The 25,400-nt window shown below is 69.5% G+C and carries 26 protein-coding genes; 14 read left to right on the top strand and 12 right to left on the bottom strand.

Translation table 11 applies throughout. From position 1 onward, the window contains the following. The first annotated feature begins 12 nt into the window (after positions 1-12). The 7 genes from TCCBUS3UF1_RS00250 (at position 13) to groL (ending at position 8,549) form a co-directional block, all read left to right on the top strand. Positions 13-2,262: a GNAT family N-acetyltransferase gene (locus TCCBUS3UF1_RS00250; protein WP_014514471.1), complete on the top strand. Its 2,250-nt coding sequence runs from the start codon at positions 13-15 to the stop codon at positions 2,260-2,262. Beyond that, entirely contained in the window at positions 2,240-3,013 is a 774-nt protein-coding gene (locus TCCBUS3UF1_RS00245) for an RNA methyltransferase (protein WP_014514470.1), read from the top strand. The genes TCCBUS3UF1_RS00250 and TCCBUS3UF1_RS00245 overlap by 23 nt, the downstream gene beginning before the upstream one ends. Positions 3,014-3,260: 247 nt before the next feature. Beyond that, positions 3,261-4,538 (top strand): DUF4129 domain-containing protein, encoded by a 1,278-nt coding sequence (locus TCCBUS3UF1_RS00240; protein WP_231291396.1) that lies wholly within the window; start codon positions 3,261-3,263, stop codon positions 4,536-4,538. Beyond that, entirely contained in the window at positions 4,508-5,422 is a 915-nt protein-coding gene (locus TCCBUS3UF1_RS00235; protein WP_014514467.1) for a MoxR family ATPase, read from the top strand. Before TCCBUS3UF1_RS00240 ends, TCCBUS3UF1_RS00235 begins: the two co-directional genes overlap by 31 nt. Before the next feature lie 2 nt (positions 5,423-5,424). Beyond that, complete coding sequence (locus TCCBUS3UF1_RS00230) at positions 5,425-6,513, top strand: DUF58 domain-containing protein (RefSeq protein WP_014514466.1); 1,089 nt, start codon at positions 5,425-5,427, stop codon at positions 6,511-6,513. Positions 6,514-6,588: 75 nt separating this feature from the next. Then, positions 6,589-6,894, top strand: coding sequence for a co-chaperone GroES (gene groES / locus TCCBUS3UF1_RS00225; RefSeq protein ID WP_014514465.1), 306 nt, complete (start codon positions 6,589-6,591; stop codon positions 6,892-6,894). Between the two features lie 23 nt (positions 6,895-6,917). Further along, positions 6,918-8,549, top strand: coding sequence for a chaperonin GroEL (gene groL / locus TCCBUS3UF1_RS00220; protein ID WP_014514464.1), 1,632 nt, complete (start codon positions 6,918-6,920; stop codon positions 8,547-8,549). 46 nt (positions 8,550-8,595) lie between these two features. Here groL and dnaE read toward each other — a convergent pair whose 3' ends face one another. Further along, a complete protein-coding gene (dnaE, locus tag TCCBUS3UF1_RS00215) occupies positions 8,596-12,264 on the bottom strand; it encodes a DNA polymerase III subunit alpha (RefSeq protein ID WP_014514463.1) in 3,669 nt (1,222 codons plus the stop codon). 55 nt (positions 12,265-12,319) lie between these two features. Between dnaE and TCCBUS3UF1_RS00210 the strand changes: the two genes are divergently transcribed. After that, positions 12,320-12,880, top strand: a complete 561-nt coding sequence (locus TCCBUS3UF1_RS00210; RefSeq protein WP_014514462.1) for a 5-formyltetrahydrofolate cyclo-ligase — start codon at positions 12,320-12,322, stop codon at positions 12,878-12,880. On the opposite strand, the gene TCCBUS3UF1_RS00205 is transcribed toward TCCBUS3UF1_RS00210, so the two are convergent. Then, positions 12,867-13,187, bottom strand: coding sequence for an FUN14 domain-containing protein (locus TCCBUS3UF1_RS00205; RefSeq protein WP_041433597.1), 321 nt, complete (start codon positions 13,185-13,187; stop codon positions 12,867-12,869). The genes TCCBUS3UF1_RS00210 and TCCBUS3UF1_RS00205 overlap by 14 nt on opposite strands. Before the next feature lie 36 nt (positions 13,188-13,223). Then, positions 13,224-13,775 carry an HD domain-containing protein gene (locus tag TCCBUS3UF1_RS00200; RefSeq protein ID WP_014514460.1) on the bottom strand — a complete coding sequence of 184 codons (552 nt, stop codon included), beginning with the start codon at positions 13,773-13,775 and terminating at the stop codon, positions 13,224-13,226. 16 nt (positions 13,776-13,791) lie between these two features. Between TCCBUS3UF1_RS00200 and ispF the strand changes: the two genes are divergently transcribed. Together ispF and TCCBUS3UF1_RS00190 are read left to right on the top strand one after the other, a co-directional pair. Beyond that, entirely contained in the window at positions 13,792-14,250 is a 459-nt protein-coding gene (gene ispF, locus TCCBUS3UF1_RS00195; RefSeq protein WP_014514459.1) for a 2-C-methyl-D-erythritol 2,4-cyclodiphosphate synthase, read from the top strand. Further along, positions 14,243-14,839, top strand: coding sequence for a trimeric intracellular cation channel family protein (locus tag TCCBUS3UF1_RS00190; protein ID WP_014514458.1), 597 nt, complete (start codon positions 14,243-14,245; stop codon positions 14,837-14,839). Before ispF ends, TCCBUS3UF1_RS00190 begins: the two co-directional genes overlap by 8 nt. Before the next feature lie 2 nt (positions 14,840-14,841). Here the strand turns inward: TCCBUS3UF1_RS00190 and TCCBUS3UF1_RS00185 are convergent, their stop codons facing one another. Further along, positions 14,842-15,507, bottom strand: a complete 666-nt coding sequence (locus tag TCCBUS3UF1_RS00185) for a hypothetical protein (protein ID WP_014514457.1) — start codon at positions 15,505-15,507, stop codon at positions 14,842-14,844. Between the two features lie 93 nt (positions 15,508-15,600). On the opposite strand from TCCBUS3UF1_RS00185, the gene TCCBUS3UF1_RS00180 reads away from it, so the two are divergent. Together TCCBUS3UF1_RS00180 and TCCBUS3UF1_RS00175 are read left to right on the top strand one after the other, a co-directional pair. Then, positions 15,601-17,049, top strand: a complete 1,449-nt coding sequence (locus TCCBUS3UF1_RS00180) for a tetratricopeptide repeat protein (protein ID WP_041433594.1) — start codon at positions 15,601-15,603, stop codon at positions 17,047-17,049. 1 nt (position 17,050) lies between these two features. Then, complete coding sequence (locus TCCBUS3UF1_RS00175; RefSeq protein ID WP_014514455.1) at positions 17,051-17,821, top strand: S-adenosyl-l-methionine hydroxide adenosyltransferase family protein; 771 nt, start codon at positions 17,051-17,053, stop codon at positions 17,819-17,821. Here TCCBUS3UF1_RS00175 and surE read toward each other — a convergent pair. The 3 genes from surE to TCCBUS3UF1_RS00160 all read right to left on the bottom strand — a co-directional run bounded on the left by surE (position 17,818) and on the right by TCCBUS3UF1_RS00160 (position 19,414). Then, complete coding sequence (surE, locus tag TCCBUS3UF1_RS00170; RefSeq protein WP_041433909.1) at positions 17,818-18,567, bottom strand: 5'/3'-nucleotidase SurE; 750 nt, start codon at positions 18,565-18,567, stop codon at positions 17,818-17,820. The genes TCCBUS3UF1_RS00175 and surE overlap by 4 nt on opposite strands. A gap of 56 nt (positions 18,568-18,623) precedes the next feature. Continuing rightward, complete coding sequence (locus tag TCCBUS3UF1_RS00165; protein ID WP_014514453.1) at positions 18,624-18,830, bottom strand: cold-shock protein; 207 nt, start codon at positions 18,828-18,830, stop codon at positions 18,624-18,626. Between the two features lie 116 nt (positions 18,831-18,946). Then, positions 18,947-19,414, bottom strand: a complete 468-nt coding sequence (locus TCCBUS3UF1_RS00160; RefSeq protein WP_014514452.1) for a peptidylprolyl isomerase — start codon at positions 19,412-19,414, stop codon at positions 18,947-18,949. Between the two features lie 106 nt (positions 19,415-19,520). Here TCCBUS3UF1_RS00160 and cysK point away from each other — a divergent pair, with 106 nt between their 5' ends. Together cysK and TCCBUS3UF1_RS00150 are read left to right on the top strand one after the other, a co-directional pair. Beyond that, the gene (gene cysK, locus TCCBUS3UF1_RS00155) at positions 19,521-20,441 is read left to right on the top strand and encodes a cysteine synthase A (RefSeq protein WP_041433592.1); all 921 of its coding nucleotides are present in this window, start codon (positions 19,521-19,523) and stop codon (positions 20,439-20,441) included. A gap of 34 nt (positions 20,442-20,475) precedes the next feature. Next, positions 20,476-21,414: a DUF4388 domain-containing protein gene (locus tag TCCBUS3UF1_RS00150; RefSeq protein ID WP_014514450.1), complete on the top strand. Its 939-nt coding sequence runs from the start codon at positions 20,476-20,478 to the stop codon at positions 21,412-21,414. 1 nt (position 21,415) lies between these two features. Here TCCBUS3UF1_RS00150 and TCCBUS3UF1_RS00145 read toward each other — a convergent pair whose 3' ends face one another. From TCCBUS3UF1_RS00145 to TCCBUS3UF1_RS00125, 5 genes are read right to left on the bottom strand one after another with little or no spacing between them, the layout of a single operon-like run. Further along, on the bottom strand, positions 21,416-22,054 hold the full coding sequence (locus TCCBUS3UF1_RS00145) for an outer membrane lipoprotein carrier protein LolA (protein WP_014514449.1): 639 nt from the start codon (positions 22,052-22,054) through the stop codon (positions 21,416-21,418). After that, positions 22,054-22,803 (bottom strand): hypothetical protein, encoded by a 750-nt coding sequence (locus TCCBUS3UF1_RS00140; RefSeq protein WP_014514448.1) that lies wholly within the window; start codon positions 22,801-22,803, stop codon positions 22,054-22,056. Before TCCBUS3UF1_RS00140 ends, TCCBUS3UF1_RS00145 begins: the two co-directional genes overlap by 1 nt. Then, a complete protein-coding gene (locus TCCBUS3UF1_RS00135) occupies positions 22,800-23,921 on the bottom strand; it encodes an ABC transporter permease (RefSeq protein ID WP_014514447.1) in 1,122 nt (373 codons plus the stop codon). The genes TCCBUS3UF1_RS00140 and TCCBUS3UF1_RS00135 overlap by 4 nt, the downstream gene beginning before the upstream one ends. Further along, the gene (locus TCCBUS3UF1_RS00130; protein ID WP_014514446.1) at positions 23,918-24,778 is read right to left on the bottom strand and encodes an ABC transporter ATP-binding protein; all 861 of its coding nucleotides are present in this window, start codon (positions 24,776-24,778) and stop codon (positions 23,918-23,920) included. The genes TCCBUS3UF1_RS00135 and TCCBUS3UF1_RS00130 overlap by 4 nt, the downstream gene beginning before the upstream one ends. After that, complete coding sequence (locus tag TCCBUS3UF1_RS00125; protein WP_014514445.1) at positions 24,750-25,343, bottom strand: TetR/AcrR family transcriptional regulator; 594 nt, start codon at positions 25,341-25,343, stop codon at positions 24,750-24,752. The genes TCCBUS3UF1_RS00130 and TCCBUS3UF1_RS00125 overlap by 29 nt, the downstream gene beginning before the upstream one ends. Positions 25,344-25,400: the final 57 nt, after the last annotated feature.

The following is a 25,400-nucleotide window of genomic DNA, read 5'->3' as shown; positions in this document are numbered from 1 at the left end:
TAGGCTAGGGGTATGGGCTACGTGCCCGCGCCCACGCCCCAGTATGGCCTCGAGGAGGGCCCGGTCCTCCTCAAGGACGGGCGCACCGCCCTCCTGAGGCGGGCAGGCCCCAAGGATCTGGCCCTCTTTGTGGCCTTTCTGAAGCGGCTTTCCCCCGAGTCCTTGCGCATGCGCTTCTTTTCCCCCATCTCCCCGGAGAAGGCGGCGGAACTCCTCCTTTCCGCCAAGCCCGAGGAGGAGAAGGTGACCCTGATCGTCCTGGCCGGGGATCCCCCGAGGATCGTGGCCACGGGGGAGTACGTGCGGGTCAAGGGGGAGGACACGGCGGAGGTGGCCTTCCTGGTGGACGACGCCTACCAGGGCAAGGGCCTGGGCACCTTGCTCCTGGAGCGCCTGGCCCTCATCGCCGCCAAAAGGGGGGTGCGCCGCTTCCAGGCCTTCACCCTGGCGGAAAACCGGCAGATGCTGGGCGTCTTCATGGAAAGCGGCTTTGAGGTGAGGGCCCACCGGGAAGGGGGGGAGGTGGAGGTGGAGTTTGAGATCCTTCTGGAGGAAAAGGCCGCCGAGCGCTTTGAGTGGCGGGAGAAGGTTTCCACCATCGCCAGCCTCCACCCCTTCTTCTTCCCCCGGGGGGTAGCGGTGGTGGGGGCAAGCCGCGATCCGGAGAGCATTGGGTACCGGGTGCTGGAGAACCTCATCTTTGGCCGCTTCCAAGGGCCGGTCTACCCGGTGAACGAGGCCATCGGCCAGGAGGGGGGTACGGTGGGCCCCCTCCTGGCCTACCCCAGCGTGGAGAGCATCCCCGGGCCCGTGGACCTGGCGGTGATCGCCGTGCCCAAGGAAAGGGTCCTGGGGGCCCTCGAGGCCTGTGGCCGGCGGGGGGTGCGGGGGGCCATCGTCCTCACCACCGGCTTCAGCCCCCAGGAGGCCAAGGCCCTGGCGGACAGGGCCCGCCGCTTCGGCATGCGCCTTCTGGGCCCGGGCTCCTTGGGTCTGGTCCACACCCATCCCGAGGCCCGCCTGGCCGCCGGCCTGGCCCCCCTGCCCAAGCCCGGCCCCTTGGCCATCTCCAGCCAGTCCGGCACCCTGGGGCGGGCGGTGATGGCCTACGCCGAAGGGATGGGCCTGGGCATCGCCTCCTTCGTCTCCTTGGGGGCCAAGGCCGACCTCTCCTCCAACGACCTCCTGCAGTTTTGGGAGGAGGACGAGCGCACCGGGGTGATCCTCCTCTACCTGGAGGGCTTCGGCAACCCCCGCCGCTTCTCCCGCCTGGCGCGGCGCATCGGCAAGCGGAAGCCCATCCTGGCCGTCCACCCCTCCCGCGACCCCCTGGTGCGGGCCCTCTTCGCCCAGGCCGGGGTGATCCGGGCCAACGACCTGGAGGAGGCCTTTGACGTGGCCGCCCTCCTCTCCCTGGGCCGCTTGCCGGAGAACCCCCGGGTGCGCCTCATCTCCAACGCCTCCGGTCCCTCCAACCTGGCCCTGGAGGCCCTGCAGGAAGGGGGGCTTGCGGTGGAGCACGTGGACCTGGGCTCCACCGCCCGGGCCGAGGATTTCGCCCACGCCCTAAAAGAGGCCATGGCAAGCGAGGCGGGAAGCGTTTTCCTCCTCTTCGTGCCCATGGGCTTCGCCAGCGAGGAGGAGTTCCTGGGGTTGGTGGAGCGGGCAGAAGGGGAGAAGCTCCTCCTGGCCTGCGCCATGGGCTCCCCCGGGGTGCGGGCCCGGGTTTTGGGCAAGGCCGCCCTCTACCGCTTCCCCGAGTCCGCGGCCATCGCCCTGGCCCGGGCCTGGGCCTACCGGGTGTGGCGGGAAGAGCCCTTGCGCTTCCCTGACTTCCCCGACCTCCGCTTGGAAGAGGCCCGGAAACTCCTAGAGGGGAAGAAACACCTGGGCCTCGAGGAGGCCAAGGCCCTTCTCCAGGCCTTTGGCCTTCCCTTGGACGGGGAGGAAGGGGGGCTTACCCTCCGGCTCAAGGCGGAACCCCACCCCCTTTTCGGCCCCGTCCTCACCCTCCTCCTCCCCACCCCCTTAGGGGACCAGGTGCTGGGGCAACGGCTCTCCCCCCTCACGGAGGGGGATGCCAAGGAGCTCCTGGCCCCCCTGGCGGGAAAGGTGGAGCCCGGACCCTACCAGGAGATCCTCCTCCGCCTCTCCCGCCTCCTGGAGGAGCTTCCCCAGGTGGAGGGCCTTGCCTTGGAGCTGCAAGGCCCCAAGGTAGCCGGCCTCGAGGTGCGCCTCCATGCGGATCCAAAGCCCCGCTAACCCCAAGGTGAAGGCCCTGGCCGCCCTCAAGGAAAGGCGGGAGCGGGAGCGGGCGGGCCTCTTCCTGGTGGAGGGAAGGCGGGAGGTGGCCCGGGCCCTGGGGGCTGGCCTGGAGCTATATACCCTCCTCCTCGGCCCCAAGGCCCTGCCGGAAGACCGCCTCCTGGCAGGCCCTGCCCCCGTCCTGGAGCTTTCCCAGGAGGCCATGGAACGGGTCTCCCTGCGGGAAAACCCCCCGCCCCTCATCGGGGTCTTCCGCCTACCCCAAGGGCGCCCCCTCCCCCCTCTGCCGGAAGCCCCCCTGGTCCTGGTCCTCCTGGGGGTGGAGAAGCCCGGAAACCTGGGGGCCATCCTGCGGAGCGCCGAGGCCGCCGGGGCGGACCTGGTCCTGGTGGCGGAGGGGGTGGACCTGTACAGCCCCCAGGTGATCCGCAACTCCACGGGGGCGGTCTTCTCCCTGCCCGTCCTCCCCCTGTCCGAGGGGGAGGCCGACCGCTTCCTGGAGGAGCGGGGGCTTTTCCGGGTGGCGGCCACCCCCAGAGGGGAGAAGACCCTCTGGGAGGAGGACTACCGCCAGGGGGTGGCCTTTCTCCTGGGGGCCGAGGACCAGGGGCTGCCCCCAGCCTGGCTGGAGCGGGCCCAGGCCCGGGTGAGGATCCCCATGCGGGGCCGGGCGGACAGCCTCAACGTTTCCGTGAGCGCCGCCCTCCTCCTCTACGAGGCCCTGCGGCAACGGCTTGGGGTAGGGTAAAACCCCCCACGCTCCTCCCCAGGAGGCAGGGATAGCTTGAGGCAGGAGGTAACCATGGGAAAACTCTTGATGCTGGCGCTCGTCTTGGCGGTTTGGCGTGCGGCAATCCCCCTAGGGGTCCACGGCCCTGGACCCTGGCCCCAGGGTTGCGGCATGGACGTCAAGGATTGCCCCTACATGCCCCTTTAGGCCAGGGGTGGGGAGGCTAGGTCTGCCCAGGTGGCCCTTTCCCTGGTTGAGCTTCTTTTTGGCAGCTGTTCTGCTTTGGGCTGCCCTACCCAGGGGTGGGCTGGCCCTGGCCTTGGGGGTGGGCCTGATCCCCCTCACCCGGATCCTTTACCCCCAGGGGTTCTTGTGGTTCGCCCCCCTTCCCGGCCTTCTCCATGCCCTCTATGCCCCCTTCCCCCTATGGCTTGCGGACTGGGCCGCCACCTCGGCCTCCCTCCTTCTCCTGGGCCTTTTCTTGGCGGCCCAAGGCCGGCCTCTGGCTAGCCTCTTCCTCCTGCCTCCTGCGCTGGACTTGGGGCCGTGGGGGCTTTTTCTCCTCGGCCTCCTGCATGGGGTAAACCTGCTGGAAGGAGCCCTCTCGCAGGGCCGGGAAGGGAGGGTAGCCCTGGCCTTGCCTCCGAGGGCCCTTTTGCTCCCCCTCCTCTTAGGCCTGGGGATGGCCGGCCTGGCCTACCTGCCCTTTCCAGCCTCGAGCCTCCCCCTCCCCCACCTGAGCCCTTTCGGCCCAGCGGAGGCCCTGGGGGGAGGAATGGAGCCAGGGGAAAGCGCGGTCTACCAAACCCCTGAGGGGGGTTTCCCGGCTTGGGTGGGCTTCCTCAACCGGGCCCTGGGGTATGCCCTGCCCTTGGCCTTGGCCCTTCTCCTCTTTTCCCTTTGGCCCCTTGCGGGTCGGGGAGAAAGGCTTCCCTACCGGGGAGGCCACCTTCTTCCACTCCTGATGGCCCTTTTGGCCTTTGCCCTCTTCCTTCTCTACCTGGGTACCCTGGGGGGTGGGGAAGGCAGGGAGGCGGGAACCCCTCCCGCAAGCCTTTGGGCCCCTGGGGAAGGCCCAAGACCGGAGGCCATACCCGGGCCTAGGCGGCTGGGGGAGGTGGGGGTGGCCTTGGCGGGGTTTTCCGCCCTCCTCACCCTGGCCTTCTTCTCCCTCCTCCTGCTTGCCGTCTGGCGCCGCTCTCGGGGGGAAGGGGAAGTCCGGGCAGGGGCAAGGACAGCCCCTCGAGGCCAAGCCCTGGGGGAAACCCTTCCCGAGGACCGGGTGCGGAGGGCCTACCTGAAGGCTTTGCGGGCCCTTGGAGCCCAGGGCTGGCCCCGCCAGGCCTGGGAGGGCCCCTTGGAGTACGGGGAGCGGGTCGCCCGCTCCTTCCCCGAGGTGAGGGCATCCCTTTTCGCCCTCACCCGGCTTTACCTTCCCGTGCGCTATGGGGGAGGGGCAGGGGAAGGGGCAGCCGAGCAGGCGGAAGGGATCTTGGAAAGTATCCTCAAGTTATGTTCTATCCGCGCATCCAGCAGGCCCTAGAGGGGCGGGTTTTCCTGCCAGAGGAGACCCTAAAGTTGGCCCTGGCCACCCTACTCTCCGGGGGGCACCTCCTCCTGGAGGACGTACCGGGGACAGGGAAGACCACTTTCGCCAAGGCCCTAGCCCGGGCGCTAGGGCTCCGCTTTGGGCGCATCCAGATGACCCCCGACCTCCTGCCCCAGGACCTCACAGGGGTGTACTTCTACCGGGAAGGGGAGTTTCTCTGGCAGCCCGGGCCCCTTTTTGCCCAGGTCCTCCTGGTGGACGAGCTGAACCGGGCCACCCCCCGCACCCAGTCCGCCCTCCTCGAGGCCATGGGGGAAGGGCAGGTTACCCTCGAGGGGAAGACCCACCCCCTGCCCGAGCCTTTTTTTGTTCTGGCTACCCAGAACCCGGTGGAGGAGGAGGGCACCTACCCTCTGCCCGTGGCCCAGCGGGATCGCTTCGCCGCCCGGCTTTCCCTGGGCTACCCCGACGAAAGGGCCCTGCTCCAGGCCCTGCGGGAACGGGACCCCCTAGAGGGCCTAAAGGCCGTCACCGGGGCGGAGGAGGTCCTGGCCCTGCGGCAACAAGTGCGCCGGGTACGGATGGAGGAAGAGCTACTAGACTACCTCCTCTCCCTCTCCGCCTGGCTGCGGGGCCGGGAAGAGGTGCGGCTTGGACCCTCCCCACGGGCGCTTTTGCAGGTGGAGCGCCTGGCCCAGGCCCTGGCTCTTCTGGAGGAAAGGCCCTTCGCCATCCCCGAGGACGTGAAACGGGCCTTTCTGGCCGCTATCCCCCACCGCCTCCTCCTCAGGCTGGAGGCCGAGCTTTCCGGGGCCCGCCCTGAGGGTCTGGTGCAGGAGGCCCTGGCGACCATTCCCGCCCCGGTGGAAAGGGTCTAGGCGTGGAAGGGTTCCTGGCCCTTCTCCTCCTCCTCGCCCTGGGATGGGCCCCCCGCTGGCTAAGGGTCCGGGCCTGCCTCCAGGGCCTCCCCCCGGGCTTTCCCGGCCAAGGGGGGATGGGGGAGGTTGTGGCGGAGCTCTTCGCGCCCCTGCCGGTTCTCTTCCGCCTGGAAAGCCTGCCTTCGGGTCCCTTGGGCCTACCGGCCCAGGCCCTGGTCGGGGTAGCCTGGGGCCGGACCCGGCTTCACCTCCCCCTCCCCTACCGCTACCGGCGGCGGGGAGAGCACCCCGTGCGCCTCACCCTCCGGGTGTGGAGCGCCCTGGGGATTGGGGAGCACACCCTCTCCCTGGAGGCGGGGCAGGCCGTGGTCTACCCCTCCTTGAGGCCCCTGCCGCCTTTCCGCCTTGCCCCCAGCTTCTTCCTGGAAGGGGGGCCTGCCCCCTTCGGCCTCCCAGACCCCCTCGAGGCCCATAGCCTCCGCCCCTATCGCCCCGGAGACCCCCTGCGCCTCCTAGCCCGCAAGGCCAGTCTCCGCCATGGGGAGCCTTGGGTACGGGAGGCGGAAAAACGCCTCCAGGGGGGCCTCTTCCTCCACTTGGACACCCAAAGCCTCCACCCCAGCTACCCCGACCACGCCGCCAGCCTGGCCGCCTGGCTCCTGCTGGAGGCAGAGCGGCGGGGGGAGCGCTACGGGCTCTCGGCAGGGGAGGTCCTACCCCTGGGCAGGGGAAGAGGCCATCTGGAAAGGGCCCTCACCCTCCTCGCCCGGCTAAAGCCCACCCCGGGACCGGCCCTGCCTCCCCCTGCTCCCCCGGGAAGCACCTACCTCCTGGTTAGCCAAGTGGCGGAGGAGGCCTTCCTGGAAGCGGCCCTCCGCGGAAGCGCCCGGGCCCGGCAGGGGGTTTTGCTCCTCCTGCCCGAGGGGTACTTCCTCTACCCTGGGGAACGGGGCCGCCCCGCTTTTGGCAAGACCCCGGGGCTGGAGCGGGCCCTAAGGGCCCGGGCCCTTCTGGCGGCCCGTGGCCTAGCCCTCAGGGTGGTGCGGGGGTACGAGATCCCGGCCTTACATATCCCCCCTCAACCCCCTTGACAAAGAGCCCGGGGGGGAAAATAATAAGCCTCGGTTTGACACTCTCGCCCTTTGAGCGTCAAAGGAGGGAGTGCTATGGCTGCGGAGGTGAAGACCGTGATCAAGCCCCTAGGCGACCGCGTGGTGGTGAAGCGGATTGAGGAGGAACCCAAGACCAAGGGCGGCATCGTGCTCCCCGACACCGCCAAGGAGAAGCCCCAGAAGGGCAAGGTGATCGCGGTGGGCTCGGGCCGCATCCTGGAGAACGGGCAGAAGGTGCCCCTCGAGGTCAAGGAGGGGGACATCGTGGTCTTCGCCAAGTACGGCGGCACCGAGATTGAGATCGACGGCGAGGAGTACGTGATCCTCTCCGAGCGCGACCTGCTGGCGGTTCTGAGCTAAGAGTCTGAGCTAGGAGGTGGAAGATGGCCAAGATCCTGGTATTTGACGAGGCAGCCCGCCGGGCTTTGGAGCGCGGCGTCAACGCGGTGGCCGATGCGGTGAAGGTGACCCTTGGCCCCCGGGGCCGGAACGTGGTCCTGGAGAAGAAGTTCGGCTCCCCCACCATCACCAAGGACGGGGTGACGGTGGCCAAGGAGATTGAGCTGGAGAACCACCTGGAGAACATCGGGGCCCAGCTCCTCAAGGAGGTGGCCTCCAAGACCAACGACGTGGCCGGCGACGGCACCACCACCGCCACCGTCTTGGCCCAGGCCATCGTGCGGGAGGGCCTGAAGAACGTGGCCGCCGGGGCCAACCCCCTGGCCCTCAAGCGGGGCATTGAGAAGGCGGTGGAGGCCGCGGTGGAGAAGATCCGCTCCCTGGCCATCCCCGTGGAGGACCGCAAGGCCATTGAGGAGGTGGCCACCATCTCCGCCAACGACCCCGACGTCGGCAAGCTGATCGCCGACGCCATGGAGAAGGTGGGGAAGGAGGGGATCATCACCGTTGAGGAGTCCAAGAGCCTGGAGACCGAGCTGAAGTTCGTGGAGGGGTACCAGTTTGACAAGGGGTACATCTCCCCCTACTTCATCACCAGCCCCGACACCATGGAGGCCGTCCTGGAGGACGCCTTCATCCTCATCGTGGAGAAGAAGGTCTCCAACGTGCGCGAACTCCTCCCGGTGCTGGAGCAGGTGGCCCAGACCGGCAAGCCCCTCCTCCTGATCGCTGAGGACGTGGAGGGCGAGGCCCTGGCCACCCTGGTGGTGAACAAGCTCCGGGGCACCCTGAACGTGGCCGCGGTGAAGGCCCCCGGCTTCGGTGACCGCCGCAAGGAGATGCTCAAGGACATCGCCGCGGTGACGGGCGGCACCGTGATCTCCGAGGAGCTCGGCTTCAAGCTGGAGAACGCCACCCTCTCCATGCTGGGCCGGGCCGAGCGGGTGCGCATCACCAAGGACGAAACCACCATCGTGGGCGGCAAGGGCAAGAAGGAGGACATCGAGGCCCGCATCAACGCCATCAAGAAGGAGCTGGAGACCACCGACAGCGAGTACGCCAAGGAGAAGCTCCAGGAGCGCCTGGCCAAGCTGGCGGGGGGCGTGGCCGTGATCCGGGTGGGTGCGGCCACCGAGACCGAGCTCAAGGAGAAGAAGCACCGCTTTGAGGACGCCCTCTCCGCTACCCGGGCCGCGGTGGAGGAGGGGATCGTGCCTGGCGGCGGCGTGACCCTCCTGCGGGCCATCAGCGCCGTGGACGAGCTTCTGAAGAAGCTGGAGGGGGATGAGGCCACCGGGGCCAAGATCGTGCGCCGGGCCCTGGAGGAGCCCGCCCGCCAGATCGCCGAGAACGCCGGCTACGAGGGCTCCGTGGTGGTGCAGCGGATCCTCGCCGAGACCCAGAACCTCCGCCTGGGCTTCAACGCCGCCACCGGGGAGTACGTGGACATGGTGGAGGCGGGCATCGTGGACCCCGCCAAGGTGACCCGCTCCGCCCTGCAGAACGCCGCCTCCATCGGTGCCCTCATCCTCACCACCGAGGCGGTGGTGGCGGAGAAGCCCGAGAAGAAGGAGTCCACCCCCGCGCCCGCTAGCAGCGGGGACATGGACTTCTAAAGGCTAAGGGCTAGCAAGGCCGGGCCTTCTGGCCCGGCCTTTTGGCCTAGAAGGGGACCGCCTCCTCCTTGCTGCCGTTTCCCCCGTTCCCCTGGAGGAAGACCTCCCGGTCGGGCACCAGGTAGGCGCGGAAGCCCTCGGCCTCCAAGGCCCTAAGGGCCTCTTCCGAGGCCCGGACCTCCTTCAGGGCGAAAAGGGCCTCGCCGAAGGGCCCCTGCACCCGCACGTAGAAGGGATAGGGGCCTGGATGCTCGTCCAGGAGGCTTTTGAGAAGGGTTACCCCCTTCTCGTCCAAAAGGGCGTGGTCCGCCTCCACCTCCAGGGCCTTGGGGGCTTCGGCCACCTCCTCGTAGGTCCAGACCGCCTGGGCCATCACCCGCACCCCCCCTTCCTCCCGCTCCACCTCGGCCAGGACCAAGAGGGGGGTGTCCTCCTTGAGCTTGGGGGAAACCCCCTCGTAGGCCCGGCCAAAGGCCACCGCCTCCAGGGCCCCCGTCTCGTCGGAGAGGACGAAGCGGGCCATCATCCCCCCGCTCTTGGTGGGCTTGCGCACCACCTCCTCCACCATGCCTGCCAGGAGGACCCGGGCCCGGGGAGGGAGGTCGTGGGCGAAGTGGGGGAGGTCCTCGAGGGCGCAGCTGGCCACCTCCCGCAGGCCGGGGTAGCGGAGGACAGGGTGGCCGGAAACGTAGATGCCGAGGGCCTCCTTCTCGTAGCGCAGCCGGGTGATCTCGTCCAGGGGCGAAGCCTCCGCCAAGGGAGGCTCTTCCACCTCAGCGAAGAGGCCCATCATCCCCGAGCGGGCCCGCTCCCGGCTCTCCGCCGCCCAGCGGAGGAGGGGTTCCAAGGAGGCCAGAAGCCGGGCCCGGTCCCCAAAGGCGTCAAAGGCCCCCGCCTTGACCAGGGACTCCAGGGTGCGCTTGTTCACCACCTTCTCGTCCAGGCGCTTGAGGAAGTCCCCCAGGCTCCTATAGGGCCCCCCCCGCTCCCGCTCCTGGAGGATGGCCGAGGCCGCCCCCTCGCCCACGTTCTTCACCGCCGAGAGGCCGAAGAGGATCTCCCCGCCCACCACCTTGAAGTCAAAGCCCGAGCGGTTGATGTCGGGGGGAAGGACGGGGATGCCCAAGGAGCGGGCATCCCGGATGTACTCCGCCACCTTGTCCGAATCGTGGCGCTCCACGCTGAGGAGGGCGGCCATGTACTCCACGGGGTAGTGGGCCTTCACGTAGGCGGTCTGGTAGGCGAGGAGGCTGTAGGCGGCGGCGTGGCTCTTGTTGAAGCCGTAGTTGGCAAAGGCCTCCAGCATGTCAAAGAGGCGGTGGGCCTCCTCCTCGGGGATGCCCCGCTCCTTGGCCCCGCGCACGAAGCGCTCCCGGTGGCGCTGCATCTCCTCCAGCTTCTTCTTCCCCATGGCCCGGCGCAGGAGGTCGGCCTCCCCCAGGGAGTACCCCGCCACCGCCGAGGCGATCTGCATGATCTGCTCCTGGTACACGGGGATGCCGTAGGTCTCCTCCAGGATGGGCCTCAGGTAGCGTTCCGCGTGGGGAAACTCCGGGTAGGCCACGGGTTCTTGGCCGTGGTGGCGGCGGATGTAGGTGGGGATGTGCTCCATGGGCCCCGGGCGGTAGAGGGAGACCAGGGCGATGATGTCCTCCAGGCGCCGGGGCTTCAGGCCCCGCACCGTGGAGGTCATCCCCCCGGACTCCAGCTGGAAGACCCCCTTGGTCTCCCCCCGGGAAAGGAGGTCAAAGGTCTTGGGGTCGTCCAGGGGGATGCGGTCGTAGTCCAGCTCCACCCCCCGGGACTCCTTCAGGATGCGCTTGGCCTCGTCCAGGAAGGTAAGGGTGCGCAGGCCCAGGAAGTCCATCTTCAAAAGGCCCAGGGCCTCCACCGCCCCCATGTCGTACTGGGTCACGGGGCGGCCCTCCTGGTCCCGCATGAGGGGGACCAGGTCCGTGAGGGGTTCCTGGGCGATCACCACCCCGGCGGCGTGGACCGAAGCGTGGCGGTTCAGGCCCTCCAGGCGCATGGCCACCTCGAGGACCTCCCGCACCTTGGGGTCTTTTTCCATCTCCGCCCGGAGCTCGGGCACCACCTGGATGGCCTCGGCCAAGGGCTTGGGCTTGCCGAACTGCACGGGGATCAGCTTGGCCAGCTCCTCCGCCTTCTTATGGGGGATGCCGTAGACCCGGGCCACGTCCTTCAGGGCCGCCTTGGAGGCCAGGCTGCCGAAGGTACCGATCTGGGCCACCCGGTCGGCCCCGTAGCGCCTGCGCACGTACTCGATCACCCGGTCCCGCTCCCGGTCGGAGAAGTCGGTGTCGATGTCGGGCATGGAGACCCGCTCGGGGTTGAGGAAGCGCTCAAAGAGGAGGCCGAAACGCAAGGGGTCAATGTTGGTGATCCCCACGGCGTAGGCCACCAGGCTCCCCGCCGCCGAACCCCGGCCTGGGCCCACGGAGATGCCGTTCTGCCTGGCCCAGTTGATGTAGTCCTGAACGATGAGAAAGTAGCCGGGAAAGCCCATGCGCTCAATGACGGAAAGCTCGTAAAGGGCCCGGTGGAGGATGGCCTCCGCCGTCCACTCCCCCACCCCCTCCAAGGGCGGAAGGCCCGAAAGGAAGGCCTCCCAGGCCCCCTCCTCCACCTGGGCCAGGGCTTGGGCCAAGGCCACCCCGTCCCCATGGGGAGGGAGCTTGCCCAGGCGGCGGAAGACCTCCCGGTAAAACCCCTCGGTGATCCGGTCGGGGTAGCGGCGCAAAAGGCCCAAAAAGGTGAGCTCCCGCAGGTACTGGGCCTCGGTCCGCCCCTCGGGGAGGGGGAAACGGGGGATGCGGTAGACCATCCTGTCCCCGATGGGGAGGTCCACCTGGCACATGCGGGCGATGACCACAGTGTTGTCAAAGGGCTCATCCCCCCACTCGGCCTCAGGAAATGCGGCCCGCATCTCCTCCGGGGTCTTGACGTAGAACTCGTCGCAGGGGAAGCGCCAGCGCTCGGGGTCGTCCAGGGTGGTCTTGGACTGGACGGCCAGGAGGACCTCGTGGGCCCGGGCGTCCTCCTTGCGCACATAGTGGCCGTCGTTGGTGGCCACCATCCCCAGGCCGTACTTGCGGGCAAACTCCTTGAGGACGGCGTTCACCTTCTGCTGCTCGGGGAGGCCGTGGTTCTGGAGCTCAAGGAAGAAGCGGTCGCCGAAGATGGACAGGTACTCCTGAAGCCGGGCCTCGGCCAGGTCCAGGCGGTCTTGCAGGATGAACTGGGGGATCTCCGCCCCCAGGCACCCGGAGAGGGCGATGAGCCCCTCGGCGTGCTCCCTCAGGATCTCCCGATCAATGCGGGGCTTCTCGTAAAAGCCCTCCAGGTAGGCCCGGCTGGCCAGGCGCACCAGGTTCTGGTAGCCCCGGAAGTCCTTGGCCAGGAGGGTAAGGTGGAAGTAGCCCCCGTCCAGGCCCTTGCCCCGCTTACGGTCAAAGCGGCTTTCCGCCGCCACGTAGGCCTCGTAGCCCAGGATGGGCTTCACCCCCATGGCCGTGGCCTTTTTGTAGAACTCTATGGCCCCGAAGAGGTTGCCGTGATCGGTGATGGCCAGGGCCGGCTCCTCGGGGGAGACCTCCTTCACCCACTTGAGGAGATCGGTGAGCTTGGCCGCCCCGTCCAGAAGGGAGTACTGGGTGTGCTGGTGCAGGTGGGCGAACTTGAGCCTCGAGGCCATACCCCTCCAGTCTACGGTTGACGGGGCCCCCCGGCCGGGGCAAAGTGGGGGCGGGATGACCCTGGGCGAGCTGCGCGAAGAGGTCTGGAACGCCCTAGCCCGCCACGGCCTGGCCCTCCACCCCACCCCGCCCCACGGCCACCACCCCAACTTCCTGGGGGGAAGGCGGGCGGCGGAAAGGCTTTTGGCCACCCCAGAGTTCCTGGGGGCAAGGCTCCTCCTGGTGGGGATGGACGCCGTGCTCAAGCCCTTGCGGGAGGAGGCCTTGAGGCGGGGCAAGGCCCTCCTCCTCCCCCACCCCGACCGCCCAGGGGAGTTTCTCCTCCTTAAGGACCTGGACCCCAGGCGGCTCAAGCGGGTGCGGGAGGCCTACCGCTTCGGGGTGAAGGCCCCCCTGGAGGGCCAGCCCATAGACCTGGTCCTGATCGGGGCGGTGGCCGTGGACGAAGAGGGGGGGTGGGTGGGCAAGGGGTACGGCTTCCCCCAGGCCTGGCTGCGGGTGGCGGCCCCCTTCGCCACCCTGGCCCACCCCCTGATGGTCTACCCCAGGCTGCCCGTGACGCCCGAGCGGCGGGTGGACCTGATCGCCACCCCAGAGCGGCTCATCCGGCCCTGAGGCCCAGGAGGAACCCCCCCATGAAGCTGGCCCCAAAGGGGAGGTTGTAGGTGAGGGTCCTTAGGAGGCCTTCCCAGAGGTTCTTGAGGCCGGGGCCCTGGAGCAGGGGCTCCACCTCCTTTTGGATGCGGGTCCAGTCCACCTGCACGTAGCCGGCCTGGGCCAAAAGCTGCAGGGCCACGAAGAGGAGGCCCAAGGAAAAGGCCAGCAGGCGGCCCACCTTCTTCAGGGCAAAACCCACGGCGTAGCCCGCCAGGCCGCCAAAGGTCATCTGCCCCAGGTAGGGGGTGAGGTCGGGTAGCTCCACGCCTCCTACCCTAGCCGCCCCCAAGGGGCAGGGCAACTAGCCTAGGCCCAGAAGCCCGGCCTCCGCCCGCATGGCCTCCAACACGAAGGCCAGGTGCTCGTCCAAGGGGACCCCCAGGTCCTCGGCCCCCTTCAGGATCTCCTCCCGGTTCACCCCCTTGGCGAAGGCCTTGTCCTTGAACTTCTTCTTGAGGCTCGGGAGCTCCAGGCCCAGGATGGAGCGGTCGGGGCGCACGTAAACCGCGGCGGTGATGAGGCCCGTGAGCTCGTCCACGGCGAAGAGGGCCTTGGCCATCCGGGTGCGGCGGGGCACCCCAGTGTAGGAGGCGTGGGCCAGGATGGCCTCCAAGACCTCCTCGGGGTAGCCCAGCTGGCGCAGGGCCTCCACCCCGCGGTAGGGGTGCTCCCCGGGGTACTTCTCGTAGTCCATATCGTGCAGGACCCCGGCCATGGCCCAAAGCTCCTCGTCCTCCCCATAGCGGCGGGCGTAGGCCCGCATGGCCACCTCCACCGCCCGCATGTGCCGCCTCAGGGACTCGCTTTCCGTCCAGGCCTCCATGAGGGCCAGGGCCTCGGCGAAGCTCGGCATGCCCTAAAGTATAGCCATGCGCCTGGGCTACGGGGAGGATAGCCACCGGCTCTTGGAAGGAAGGCCCCTTTACCTCTGCGGCCTCTGGCTGCCAAGCCCCGTGGGGGCCCTGGCCCACTCCGACGGGGATGCCGCCCTGCACGCCCTCACCGACGCCCTGCTTTCCGCCTACGGCCTGGGGGATATCGGCCTCCTCTTCCCCGACACCGATCCCCGCTGGCAGGGGGTGCGGAGCGAGGTCTTTCTGAAGGAGGCCCTGCGCCGGGTGGAGGAGCGGGGGGGCAGGCTGGTCCAGGCCAGCCTGGTCCTGGTCCTGGACCGGCCCAAGCTCTCTCCCCACCGGCAGGCCCTGGTGGACAACCTGGCCCGCCTCCTGGGCCTGCCCCAGGACCGGGTGGGCCTCTCCTTCAAGACCTCGGAGGGGCTGGCGGAAGGGCACGTGCAGGCCCGGGCGGTGGTGCTTTTGGATGGTTGAGCTTCTGGTCTGGCTGGGCACCCTGGTCTTCGCCGCCACCGGGGCCCTCAAGGGGGTGGAGAAGGGGTTTGACCTCCTCGGGGTCTTGGTCCTGGCCACGGTGACCGCGGTGGGGGGCGGGTCCATCCGGGATGTCCTGGTGGGCACCCTTCCCCCCACGGCCCTGCGGAACGAGGCCCTTTTGTGGAGCGTGGTCCTCACGGGCCTTCTGGTCTTCCGCTTCCACCCCCGGGTGCAGGCCCTGGAGCGGCCCATCTACTACCTGGACACCCTGGGGCTGGGCCTTTTCGCCGCCCTAGGGGCGGAACGGGGCCTCGAGGCGGGCCTGGGGCCCTTTGGCGTGGCCCTGGCCGGCACCCTTTCCGGGGTGGGGGGCGGGGTCCTGCGGGACGTCCTCTCCGGGGAGGTGCCGGGCATCCTCTACCGGGCAGGGGACCTCTACGCCTCCGCCGCCTTGGTGGGGGCCCTGGTGGCCTACGCCCTGCACGGGGCCCACCCGGAGTGGGCCCTCTTCGCCGGGGCCTTGGCCACGGTCCTCCTCCGGGTCTTCGGCCGGCGGCTTGGCCTCAGGCTCCCCACCCCCCGGTGACCCTACTTGAGCCGGGCCAGTTCCTGCCGGGCCCTCTCCTGGTCGTACCGGTCGGCGGCGGTCTTGGCGGGGAGGGAGAGGGCGGTTTCCAGCTGCTTCCTGGCCTCTTCCTTCTTGTTCCAGGCGGCCAGGACCTTGGCGTACTCCACCCGGTGGATGATGCCGTCGGGCTCCAGCTCTATGGCCTTTTTCATCAGGGGCTCCACCTTGGCCCCGTCCGCCCCCTGGGTGGCGGCCACCAGCCAGCCCTTTTGCACCAGCTCAAAGTGCCACAGGGCCAGGGCCACCATGGCCCCCGCGTGGTTGGGGTCCAGCTTCAGGGTCTTCTCCAGGTCGCTGCGGATCCTGGGGGCCAGGCCCTCGGCCAGGGCCTCGAGGATCCCCTTGTACTGGGCCAGCCGCCCCAGGGCCCGGGCCCGTTCAAAGTACCCCTCGGCGTAGTCCGGGGCCTTGGCGATGGCCTGGGAAGCCGCCTTCTCCGCCCGTTCAAACCAGGCCCGCTTCTCCTCGGGCTTGGCCAGGTACATGGCGTGGAAACTGGCCCCCTTGGCCGCCAAGGCCAAAGCCTCCGGGGTGGCCAGCCTGAGGCCCGCCTCGTAGGCCTCCTGGAACCGTCCCGCGTCCACCAAGGCCGCCACCTGGGGGGCCTGGGCCAGGGAAAGGGCCATCGCCGTAGCCACGAAAAGGGTCGTCCATCGCTTCATGGGTTTCACCCGCGGGGATTATACCCGGTCCAAGGCTAGGGGCGTAAACTGGAAGGCATGAGGCTTATATGGGGGTTGCTGGTCCTCTGGGGCCTGAGCGCCTTCGCCCAGGGGGCCGAGGAGTATTACGCCCGCTGCCAACGCCTTTACGTTCAAGGGGCCTTGGAAAGCGCCCAGGCCACCTGCGAGCTGGCCCTGGTGAGCAACCCGGAGCACCGCCCAAGCCTCCGCCTCCTGGCCCGCATCGCCCTGGAACGGGGGGATCTGGCCCAGGCCAGGGGGTACCTGGAGCGCCTGGGGGAGGACCCGGAGGCCCTAGGCTTGCGGGCCCGGCTCCTCCTGGGGGAAGGAAAGCCAGGGGAAGTCCTCGGCCTCCCCCTGCCCCAGGACCCCGAGGGGCGGTTCCTGCGCGCCTCGGCCCTGGAAGGCCTAGGCCGCCTGGAGGAAGCCCTGGCCGAGGCCACGGGCCTCCCCCCCACCCCGGAGGCCCGGCTCCTCCTGGCCCGGCTCCACCTGGCCCTGGGGCATCCAGAGCGGGCCCTGGCCGCCTTGGGCTCCAGCCGGGAGGAACGGGTGGAACAGGGGCACCTCCTCCTCCTCCTGGGCAACCCTGAGGAGGCGGCCAGGCTGCTGGAGGCCCTCCTGCCCGAGCTTGCCGGCCAGCCTTCCTTGCAGCGCAAGGCCCTCGCCACCCTGGTCCTGGCCTACCTGGGCCAAGGGGACCTGGCCCGAGGGCGGGCGGCCCTGGCCCAGCTGGCCCAGCTGGAAAACCTCCCTGGGCGCTTCCTGGAGCGGACCTGGCCCTGGTTTTTGGCCCTTTTGGCCTTCTTGGTCCTGGTCCTCTTGGGGGAGAGCCGGATTGAGCCCCTGCGCACCCTGGAGGTGGTGGAGGAGCCCAAACCCGGCCCGGGCCGGCTGTACCTCCTGGTCCTTGCCGCCCTCCTGGGGGCCTTTCTGGTGGCCCTCCTCTTGGGCAAGGCCCTTTTCGGCAACCTCCTGGCCCTTTTTACCCCCTACCAGCAAGGCCAAGTCCTTCCCACCTTTTACCTGGCCTACGGCCTCTTCCTCTTCCTGGGGGTTTTCCTCGGAGAGCGGCGCCGCCTGCCAGGGCTTCTGGGCCCCTGGGGAAGCTGGGTGGAAGGGTTCTGGGTAGGGCCGACCCTGGCCCTGGCCCTCCTGGCCTACGGGGCCCTCCGCTCCCTCCTCGGGCTTTCCACCTTGCCCCTGGACCTCCTGACCTTCCTGGGGTTCGCCTTCATGGAACCCCTCTTCCGCGGCCTGGCCCCCCTGGCCTTTCGCGAGCGCTATGGGGAGATGGGCCGCTCCCTCACCGCCCTCTTCTTCGCCGTGGCCGTCCCCGGCCCCAGCCTCCTCCTCCTCCTCCTGGGGGCCGGCCTCCTTTGGGCCAAAGAGCGGGCGGGAAGCGTCTTGGGGGTGGCCCTGGGCTGGGTGGTGGCCGGGGTGCTCCTGGCCCTCCTGCCCCCCGGCTGGCTCCGCCGCTTCTAGCATGCGCCCGGTCTTCTTCCTCTCGGACTTTGGCCTCGAGGACCCCTACGTGGGGGTGGTGAAGGCCGTCCTGGCCCAAAGGGCCCCCGGGGTAGGGGTGGTGGACCTGGGCCACGGCCTCCCCCCCCAGGACCTGCGCCGGGGCGCCTACGCCCTCTTTGAGGCCCTGCCCTACCTGCCCGAGGGGGCGGTGGTCCTGGCCGTGGTGGACCCCGGGGTGGGCACAGAGCGGAGGGCCATCGCCGCCGAGGGGCGGTGGTGGTACGTGGGTCCCGACAACGGCCTCTTCACCCTGGCCTGGCTCCTGGATCCCCCGCGAAGGGCCTTTACCTTGGAAAGGGTCCGGCCTCCCACCCCTCACGGGGGCTTCCCCGGCTGGAGCCCCGGGGGGTACACCTTCCATGGCCGCGACCGCTTCGCCCCCGCCGCCGCCCACCTGGCCCTGGGCCTGCCTCCGGAAGCCTTGGGCCTCGAGGTCCCGGTGGCGGACCTGGTGCGCCTCCCCCTGGCCCTCACCCCGGGGCCGGAAGGGGAGGTCCTCACCTTTGACCGCTTTGGCAACGCCATCACCACCCTGCTCCAGGCCCCCCTCGGGGGCTGGGTGGAGGTGGGGGGCTGGCGGATACCCGTCCGCCGCACCTTCGGCGAGGTGGGGGAAGGGGAGGCCGTGGCCTACCGGGGAAGCGGGGGGCTCTTGGAGGTGGCGGTGAACCGGGGCCGTGCCCGCGAGGCCTTGGGCCTACGGGAGGGGATGCCCGTCCGCCTCCTCTAAAGCCCCTGGGCCCATTCGGCCAGCTCCCCCAGGAAATGGGCGGCGGTGAAGTCCAGGCTCACCGGGGTGAGGGAGATGTACCCCCGGCGCACCGCCCAGAGGTCCGTCCCCTCCTCCTCCTCCCCCACGGGGGTGCCGGCGATCCAGTAGTAGGGCTTCCCCTCGGGGTCGATGCGCTCCACCACCGTGTCCTCAAAGCGGTGGGTGGAAAGCCGGGTCACCTGGATCCCCTTGGGGGTGCCGGCGGGAAAGTTGACGTTGAGGAGGACCCCCTTGGGCAACCCCCGCTCGGCCACCCGGCGGGCGATGCGCACCGCCCACTCCGCCGCCAGGGCAAAGTTCATCTCCTCCCCCGAGGTGTCCAGGCTGAAGGCGATGGAGGGGATGCCCAGGGAAGCCCCCTCCAGGGCCGCGGCCACGGTGCCGGAATGGGTGAGGTCCAGGCCCAGGTTGACCCCGATGTTGATGCCGGAAACCAGGAGGTCGGGCCGGCCCAGGAGGTGGACCCCCAGGACCACGCAGTCCGCGGGGGTCCCGTCCACCCGGTAGGCGGGGATCTCACCGAAGCCGGCGCTTTGCGTGTGCTTGAAGCGCAAGGGGCGGCGGACGGTGATGCCGTGCCCCACCGCGGACTGCTCCACGTCGGGGGCCACCACGTAAACCTCGCCCAGGGCCCGCATGGCCAGGCCCAGGGCCTTGATGCCGGGGGAGAAGATGCCGTCGTCGTTGGAAACCAGGATGCGCATGGCCTTTAGCCTAAAGGAAAAAGGGCCCCCCAAGGGGGGCCCTTTCCCTGGGGGCCTTAGAGGCGGCGGACCTTCTTGGCCTGGGGGCCCTTGCCGCCCCGGCCAGGCTCCACCTCAAACTCCACCCGCTCCCCCTCGTTCAGGGTGCGGAAACCTTCGGCCTCGATGGCCGAGAAGTGCACGAACACGTCCGGACCCTCTTCCTGCTGGATGAACCCGTAGCCTTTTTCCGCGTTGAACCACTTGACGGTACCCTTCTTCATGCTTCTCCTTCATCCCGAAAACCCACCTGGTTTTCCTGGGACTCCTTACTATCCCACGGGAGGGGGAAAAAGTCAAGCCCCAAGGGGGGCCTCCCCTTGGGGCTTCCGGGAGGGGGCTAGTGGGCGTGGCCTCCCTCGTGGGCGTGGCCGTGGAGGAGCTCCTCGGGGGTGGCCTCCCGCACCCGCACCACCTCCACCGCGAAGTCCAGGTCCTTGCCCGCCAGGGGGTGGTTGAAGTCAATGGTCACCTCTTCCCCCTGGACCTCCACCACGGTGAGGGGCATGGGGTTGCCCTCCATGTCCTGGGCGTAGAACTGGGCCCCCGGAACCACCTCCGCGTCCTCGGGGAAGGCGGAGAGGGGGACCACCTGGACCCCGTCGGGATCGTGGGGGCCGTAGGCCTTCTCCGCGGGCACGTGGGCCTGGAAGCTCTCCCCTTCCTCGCGGCCTTCCAGCTCCTCCTCGAGGCCCCGGATCAGGTTGCCGTGCCCGTGCAGATAGGAAAGCTCCCCCTGGTCCAGAACCTCCCCCTCCACCTGGAGGGTGTAGCGGATGGTCACCACCTTGTCCTGTTCAACCTTCATGTTCACCCTTTCGCAAGCCAGGCTTGCTCCCCTTAGCCTAGCAAACCCCTGGGTTGGGGAAAAGGCATCCCCTGTTTTCGCCCTCCCCAGGGCCTATAGTGGGGGTATGCGGGTGGAAGGGGTGATCGGCAGGACCCCGCTGGTGCGCCTCGCCCGGGTGGTGGAGCCGGGGATGGCCGAGGTGTGGGTGAAGCTGGAGGGGCAAAACCCCGGGGGCTCCATCAAGGACCGTCCCGCCTGGTACATGATCCGGGACGCCGAGGAGCGGGGCCTCCTAAGGCCGGGCTCGGGCCAGGTGATCGTGGAGCCCACCAGCGGCAACACCGGCATCGGCCTGGCCATGATCGCCGCCAGCCGCGGCTACCGCCTGATCCTCACCATGCCCGCCCAGATGTCCGAGGAGAGGAAGCGGGTCCTCCGGGCCTTCGGGGCCGAGCTGGTCCTCACCGACCCGGAAAGGCGGATGCTGGCGGCCCGGGAGGAGGCCCTGCGCCTCAAGGAGGCGCTGGGGGCTTTCATGCCCGACCAGTTCGCCAACCCCGCCAACGTCCGCGCCCACTACGAGACCACGGGGCCCGAGCTGTACCAGGCCCTGGAGGGGCGGATCGACGCCTTTGTTTACGGCTCGGGCACCGGGGGGACCCTGAGCGGGGTGGGCCGCTACCTCAAGGAACGGATCCCCGGGGTCAAGGTCTTCGCCGTGGAGCCCGCCCGCTCCAACGTCCTCTCCGGGGGGAAGATGGGCCAGCACGGCTTCCAGGGCATGGGCCCCGGCTTCATCCCGGAAAACCTGGACCTCTCCCTCCTGGATGGGGTGATCCAGGTCTGGGAGGAGGACGCCTTTCCCCTGGCCCGGCGCCTGGCCCGGGAGGAAGGGCTTTTCCTGGGGATGAGCTCAGGGGGGATCGTCTGGGCCGCCCTGCAGGTGGCCCGGGAGCTGGGCCCCGGCAAGCGGGTGGCCTGCATCAGCCCCGACGGGGGCTGGAAGTACCTCTCCACCCCCCTCTACGCCACCCTCGAGCCCTGAACCTCCTCTGACCGAGGCCCCGTGAGATGGGGGCATGGCGCAGGCCGATCCCATGCCCCCAAGGGAAACCGCCCTTGAGGACACCCTCTCCTGGACGGGCTCGCTGGAGGAGTTCCCCCTAAGCGCCGTCCTGCAAACCCTGGCCAAGACCCGCTCCACGGGCACCCTATGGATCCAGCCGGTGGCCGCAGGGCTGCACCTCCGGGAAGGGCGCCTGCAGGCGGTGTCGGGCCTGTTGCCCCTGGGGGATATCCTGCTGGCCCGGGGGCAGCTGGAGGAGGAGGACCTGGCGGAGGCCCTCAAGCGGAGGGTCCGCCCCTTGGGGCAGGCCCTCCTTCAACAGGGCCTGGGGGCGGAAGCCCTGAGGGAGGCCCTGTCCCTCCAGGTCCACCTGGGCATCGCCTTTCTCCTGCACTACCTGCCGGGCCAGGCCTTCCATTTCCGCCCTACGCCCCCCCTGCCGCCCCCGGAGGCCGACCTGGAGATCACCCCCCTTCTGCTGGAATGGCTGCGGCTCCACAAGCCCCTTCCCCTGAGCGCCCCGGTGGAGCTTGCCCCCCAGCCTGGACCGGTCCACCTGGACGAGGAGGCCTGGCGGCTGGTGCGGCTGGTGAACGGGCGGCGGAGCCTGGCCAATGTCCTGCGCTTTTCCGGCCTCCACCCCAAGCGGGCTTGGGAGAAGGCCGAGGAGCTCTTGCACCGGGGCCTCCTCCGCCCCTCCGCCCTCTTTGGCCTCCGCCTCATCGTGCCCGCCCGCGCCCCGCGGCGGGCCAACTACCACCCCCCTTCCAGCCTCATGGCCAACCTCTTCCTCAAGTGGGTGAACGGGGAGCGGACCGCGGCCCAGATCGGGGAGATCCTGGGGCTCAAGCCCCAGGAGACGGCCCTCTACCTGGTGGACCTCTTCCGCGAGGGGCTGATTGAGGTGGCCCAGGGCCGTCCGGAAATGGAGCGGCTGGCCGACGACTTCTAGGTCAGCGCCGCACCACCTGGGCGTCCTTGGGGTAGCGCTTGAGGTCCTGGGCCCGCAAGGGGGTTTTCTTGAACTCCACCACCCTGAGCTCGGCCAGGACCTTGCCCGCCTCGTCGCGGAAGAGGAAGCGCACCGGACGGGGGTCGGCCTTGAGGATGTAGAGCTCCAGCTGGGCGAAGCCCTGGCCCTCCTTGGCCTGGCCCAAAAGCCGCCAGGCCACCCCTTCCGCCAGGCGCTCCTCCCCCCCTAGGCGCAGGCTCACCCGCTCGGAGAGGGCCTTGAGGTCCCCCAGGCCCTGGGGGCTGAAGCCGAGGCCCTGGACCTGGGCCTTCTCCTTGGGGCTCACCACCAGCTGGTTGGTGAGGTAGAGGTAGTTCCAGACCTCCTTCTCCGTGATCACGGTGAAGTTGCCCTCCAAGGAGCCTGGCTTCAGGAACTCCAGGCGGAAGAGGTTCTCCTTGGGGATGGCCAGGAGGCGGGCCCGGAGCTCCTCCAGGCCCGAGGGCCCCTGGACCTGTCCCTGGACCAGGGCCTGCCAGGGGTCCTGCAGGTTTTTCTCCACCCGCTCCAGGATCTCCGCCACGCTCTGGGCCAAGGCCAAGCCCAAACACAGAACCAGCACCAGGATGCGTTTCCCCATCAAGGCCACCTCCAGACATACCGGATCCAGGCGTAGGGGGCCCCTCGGTAGCCGGCCTCGAGGCCCAGGTCCCCCAGCCACGCCCCCACGCTACCCGCCCAGGGATGGGAAAGGGTGAGGAAAAGGCTAGCCTCCCCTAAGTAAAGCCCCGCCTCCAGGCGGTTGATCCCCCCGAGGCGGAGAAGGAGGTCCAGCACCTCCCCTTCCTCCCCCACCTCCCCCTTGTGCCCCAGGACCAGGTAGGGCCAGCCCGCCACCCCTAACCCCAGGGTGTGGGTGGCCTCCTGCCTTAGGGCGTAGGTGGCCTCGAGGCGGAAGGCCTCCCCCCCCTCCACCAGGAAGCCCACCACCTCCCGCGGCACAAGGCGGTAGCGGAGGGAAAGCCGGCCAAAGGGCCCCGCCTCGGGGAAGAGGGGGAAGGCCCCTTGCGGGCGGTAGCCCAAACGGCCCTGGAAGGCCAGGAGCCCCGCCCCCCCCTCGGCGAAGAGGACCCCCCCCAGGCCCCCTTCCCCCAGCTCCCCCTGGACGCCGTAGGCCAGGTAGCCCAAAGGCCCCAGGGCCAGACCCCCCAGGTAGCCCAGGCCCGCCCGCCCCCCCTGGGCCCGCAGGTAGACCTCCCCCTCCCCCAGGGAAAGGGCGGCCTCGAGGGTGGGCCCCATGGAGGCCAGGGAGGCGTACACCCCTCCTTCCAACCGCCCCTGGGCCAGGGCCAGGCCCAGGAGGAAGCCCAAGGCCAAGAACCGCCTCATACCGCCACCTGCCTTTGGAACCGGGCCGAGGCCAGGAAGAGGACCAGGACCGAGAAGAGGGCCAAGGCCAGGAGGTGGGGCCAGAGAACGGAAAACCCTACCCCCTTGAGCATCACCCCCCGGAGCACCTCGATGAGGTAGCGGGCCGGCACCAGGTAGGAAAGGGCCTGGAAGAAGCGGGGCATGCCGTCAATGGGGAAGACAAAGCCCGAGAGGAAGATGGTGGGGAAGGCGTAGGCGTAGGTGCCGAAGACCGCCTGCACCTGGGTCCGGGCCAGGGTGGAGATAAGGACCCCGGCGGCCAAGGAGCCCAGGACGAAGAGGAACATGGCCAGAAGGAGCAGGGCCAGGCTCCCCCGCACCGGCACCCCGAAGACCCAGTGCCCCAGGGCCAGGACCAAAAGGGCCACCAAAAAGGCGATGAGGAGGTAGGGCAGGACCTTGCCCAAGACCATCTCATGGGGGCGTAGGGGGGAGGCCAGGAGGCTTTCCATCATGCGGCTTTCTGCCTCCCGCACGATGGCCAAGGCGGTGAGGAGGACGGTGAACATGGTGAGGACCAGGCCGATGATGCCCGGGATCATGAACCAGGCCGTCCGGTTCTCCGGGTTGTACAGGGTGTGCAGGACGGGGCTCAAGGGGGGAAGCACCGCTTCCCCCGCCAGGGCCCGGCCCAGGAGGATGCGGGCGTTCACCTCCTGGATGGCCTTGCGCAAGGCGGCCTGGGCCTGGAAGGCGAAGTTGGGGTCGGTGCCGTCCACGTAGACCTCCAGGGAGAGGCTTTCCCCCCGCCGCACCTTCTCCAGGGCCCCTGCCGGCACCACCAGGCCCACCCGGGCCTGGCCCCGGTCCACGGCCTCCAACACCTCCTGCGGGCTTGCGGCCTGGAAGACCAGGCGGAAGCGGCCATCCCTTTGCAGCTCCTCCACCAGGGTCTGGCTGACCCGGTCCCTCGAGGCGTCCGCCACCGCCAAGGGGATCCCCTCCAGAGTGAAGTTGATGGCGTAGCCGAAGAGGAGGAGCATCAGGGTAGGGAGCAGGACGATGAGCCGGGGCAGGACCCGGTCCCGCCGGATCTGCAGGAGCTCCTTTTCCGCCAAGGCCAGGACCCGGTTCATGCCGCCTCCTTGGTCAGGAGGACGAAGACGTCCTCCAAGCTGGGCTCCACCTCCACCCACCCCGCGGCCCGAGGGGCCTGCCGCCGAAGCAAAAGCCGCACCCCTTCCCCGCTGGGCCAGGCCTCCAAGACCCCCGGCCACCCCCGGACCTCCTCCAGGGAAGCCCCCGGGGCGAAGAGGAATTGGGCCCGGGCCTTGGCCTGGGCCTTCAGCTCCTGGGGGGTCCCCTCCGCCAAGACCCGGCCCCCGAAGAGGAGGCCCAGGCGGTGGCACCGCTCCGCCTCGTCCATGTAGTGGGTGGTGACCAAGACCGCCGCCCCCCGGGCCGCCTCCTGGTGGATGAGCTCCCAGATGCTCCGGCGGGAAAGGGGGTCCAGGCCGGTGGTGGGCTCGTCCAGGAAGAGGACCTCCGGGCGGTGCACCACGGCCTGGGCCAGGGCCAGGCGCTGCCGCCATCCCCCGGAAAGGTGGCCGGCCAGGGCCTTGGCGTAGGGGGTAAGGCCGAAGCGCACCAGGGCCTCCGCCGCCAGGGCCCGAGCCTCCTTGGGCCGGTAAAGCCGGGCACGGAAGAGGAGGTTTTCCTCCACCATGAGGTCACGGTAGACGGAGGCCTCTTGGGTGGCGTAGCCGATGCGGGCCTTGACCCGGTGGGGCTCCCTGGCCACCTCCAGCCCCGCCACCCAGGCCTTGCCCCCATCGGGCCGCAGGACCCCGCTCAGGATGCGCACCAGGGTGGTCTTTCCCGCACCGTTGGGGCCCAAGAGGCCAAAGACCTCCCCCGGGCGCACCGAGAGGCTCACCCGGTCCAGGGCCCTTGTCCCGCCGAAGCTACGCGTGACTTCCTCTGCGTGGACCATACCGACCCTCCAAGTACCCCCGCACGTAAGCGGCGGGGTCCAGGGGCATCCCCACCCCCAGGACCTCCCCCAGGAGAAAGCGGGCAAGAAGCGGCCCCAGGAAGGCCAGGGCCAGCTCCTCCGCCGGCTCGTCCTCCCTTAGACCCCCTTGCCCCTGGTGGGCCCGGAAGAAGCCCACCACCCGCTCCATGGCCGCCCGCAGCCCCTCGGGGGGGCCTTCCTCCTTGAGCTCCGGGTGGCGCAGAAGCTCGGGAAGGAGCTTGAGGAAAAGGGCCCGGTGGGCCTCCAAAAGCCCCAGGTAAGCCTGCAGAAGGCGCATGAGCCCCTCCTCCAGGGAAACCCCCTCCCCGGGCAGGCGCTCCAGGAACCCCGGGGGGACGAAGCTGGAGAGGGCCCGGCGGAAGAGGGCCTCCTTGCGCCCAAAGCGGCGGAAGAGGGTGACCTCGCTCACCCCCGCCCGCCGGGCCACCTCCTTGGTGGTGGCCCCCCGGTACCCCCTTTCGGCCAGGAGTTCCAGGGCCGCCTGGAGCAGGCGGGCCTCCACAGGGTCTTTTAGTAAGTGCATACTTACAGGGGGCATCCTACCCCTTCCCCCTGGCCCGGTCAAGCCCGGGGTGTGGCA

Source organism: Thermus sp. CCB_US3_UF1 (assembly GCF_000236585.1).
In the GTDB taxonomy this organism is placed as follows: domain Bacteria; phylum Deinococcota; class Deinococci; order Deinococcales; family Thermaceae; genus Thermus.
The sequence above is the reverse complement of the archived record's forward strand: the minus strand, read 5'-3'. Positions and strand labels throughout refer to the sequence as shown.

Excerpts from the sequence above, each read along its gene's own strand:
- TCCBUS3UF1_RS00250 (WP_014514471.1), top strand. The coding sequence starts at position 13 with ATGGGCTACGTGCCCGCGCCCACGCCCCAGTATGGCCTCGAGGAGGGC.
- TCCBUS3UF1_RS00245 (WP_014514470.1), top strand. The coding sequence starts at position 2,240 with ATGCGGATCCAAAGCCCCGCTAACCCCAAGGTGAAGGCCCTGGCCGCC.
- TCCBUS3UF1_RS00235 (WP_014514467.1), top strand. The coding sequence starts at position 4,508 with ATGTTCTATCCGCGCATCCAGCAGGCCCTAGAGGGGCGGGTTTTCCTG.
- groES (WP_014514465.1), top strand. The coding sequence starts at position 6,589 with ATGGCTGCGGAGGTGAAGACCGTGATCAAGCCCCTAGGCGACCGCGTG.
- groL (WP_014514464.1), top strand. The coding sequence starts at position 6,918 with ATGGCCAAGATCCTGGTATTTGACGAGGCAGCCCGCCGGGCTTTGGAG.
- dnaE (WP_014514463.1), bottom strand. The coding sequence starts at position 12,264 with ATGGCCTCGAGGCTCAAGTTCGCCCACCTGCACCAGCACACCCAGTAC.
- TCCBUS3UF1_RS00210 (WP_014514462.1), top strand. The coding sequence starts at position 12,320 with ATGACCCTGGGCGAGCTGCGCGAAGAGGTCTGGAACGCCCTAGCCCGC.
- TCCBUS3UF1_RS00200 (WP_014514460.1), bottom strand. The coding sequence starts at position 13,775 with ATGCCGAGCTTCGCCGAGGCCCTGGCCCTCATGGAGGCCTGGACGGAA.
- ispF (WP_014514459.1), top strand. The coding sequence starts at position 13,792 with ATGCGCCTGGGCTACGGGGAGGATAGCCACCGGCTCTTGGAAGGAAGG.
- TCCBUS3UF1_RS00190 (WP_014514458.1), top strand. The coding sequence starts at position 14,243 with ATGGTTGAGCTTCTGGTCTGGCTGGGCACCCTGGTCTTCGCCGCCACC.
- TCCBUS3UF1_RS00185 (WP_014514457.1), bottom strand. The coding sequence starts at position 15,507 with ATGGCCCTTTCCCTGGCCCAGGCCCCCCAGGTGGCGGCCTTGGTGGAC.
- TCCBUS3UF1_RS00180 (WP_041433594.1), top strand. The coding sequence starts at position 15,601 with ATGAGGCTTATATGGGGGTTGCTGGTCCTCTGGGGCCTGAGCGCCTTC.
- TCCBUS3UF1_RS00175 (WP_014514455.1), top strand. The coding sequence starts at position 17,051 with ATGCGCCCGGTCTTCTTCCTCTCGGACTTTGGCCTCGAGGACCCCTAC.
- surE (WP_041433909.1), bottom strand. The coding sequence starts at position 18,567 with ATGCGCATCCTGGTTTCCAACGACGACGGCATCTTCTCCCCCGGCATC.
- TCCBUS3UF1_RS00165 (WP_014514453.1), bottom strand. The coding sequence starts at position 18,830 with ATGAAGAAGGGTACCGTCAAGTGGTTCAACGCGGAAAAAGGCTACGGG.
- TCCBUS3UF1_RS00160 (WP_014514452.1), bottom strand. The coding sequence starts at position 19,414 with ATGAAGGTTGAACAGGACAAGGTGGTGACCATCCGCTACACCCTCCAG.
- cysK (WP_041433592.1), top strand. The coding sequence starts at position 19,521 with ATGCGGGTGGAAGGGGTGATCGGCAGGACCCCGCTGGTGCGCCTCGCC.
- TCCBUS3UF1_RS00150 (WP_014514450.1), top strand. The coding sequence starts at position 20,476 with ATGGCGCAGGCCGATCCCATGCCCCCAAGGGAAACCGCCCTTGAGGAC.
- TCCBUS3UF1_RS00145 (WP_014514449.1), bottom strand. The coding sequence starts at position 22,054 with ATGGGGAAACGCATCCTGGTGCTGGTTCTGTGTTTGGGCTTGGCCTTG.
- TCCBUS3UF1_RS00140 (WP_014514448.1), bottom strand. The coding sequence starts at position 22,803 with ATGAGGCGGTTCTTGGCCTTGGGCTTCCTCCTGGGCCTGGCCCTGGCC.
- TCCBUS3UF1_RS00135 (WP_014514447.1), bottom strand. The coding sequence starts at position 23,921 with ATGAACCGGGTCCTGGCCTTGGCGGAAAAGGAGCTCCTGCAGATCCGG.
- TCCBUS3UF1_RS00130 (WP_014514446.1), bottom strand. The coding sequence starts at position 24,778 with ATGGTCCACGCAGAGGAAGTCACGCGTAGCTTCGGCGGGACAAGGGCC.
- TCCBUS3UF1_RS00125 (WP_014514445.1), bottom strand. The coding sequence starts at position 25,343 with ATGCACTTACTAAAAGACCCTGTGGAGGCCCGCCTGCTCCAGGCGGCC.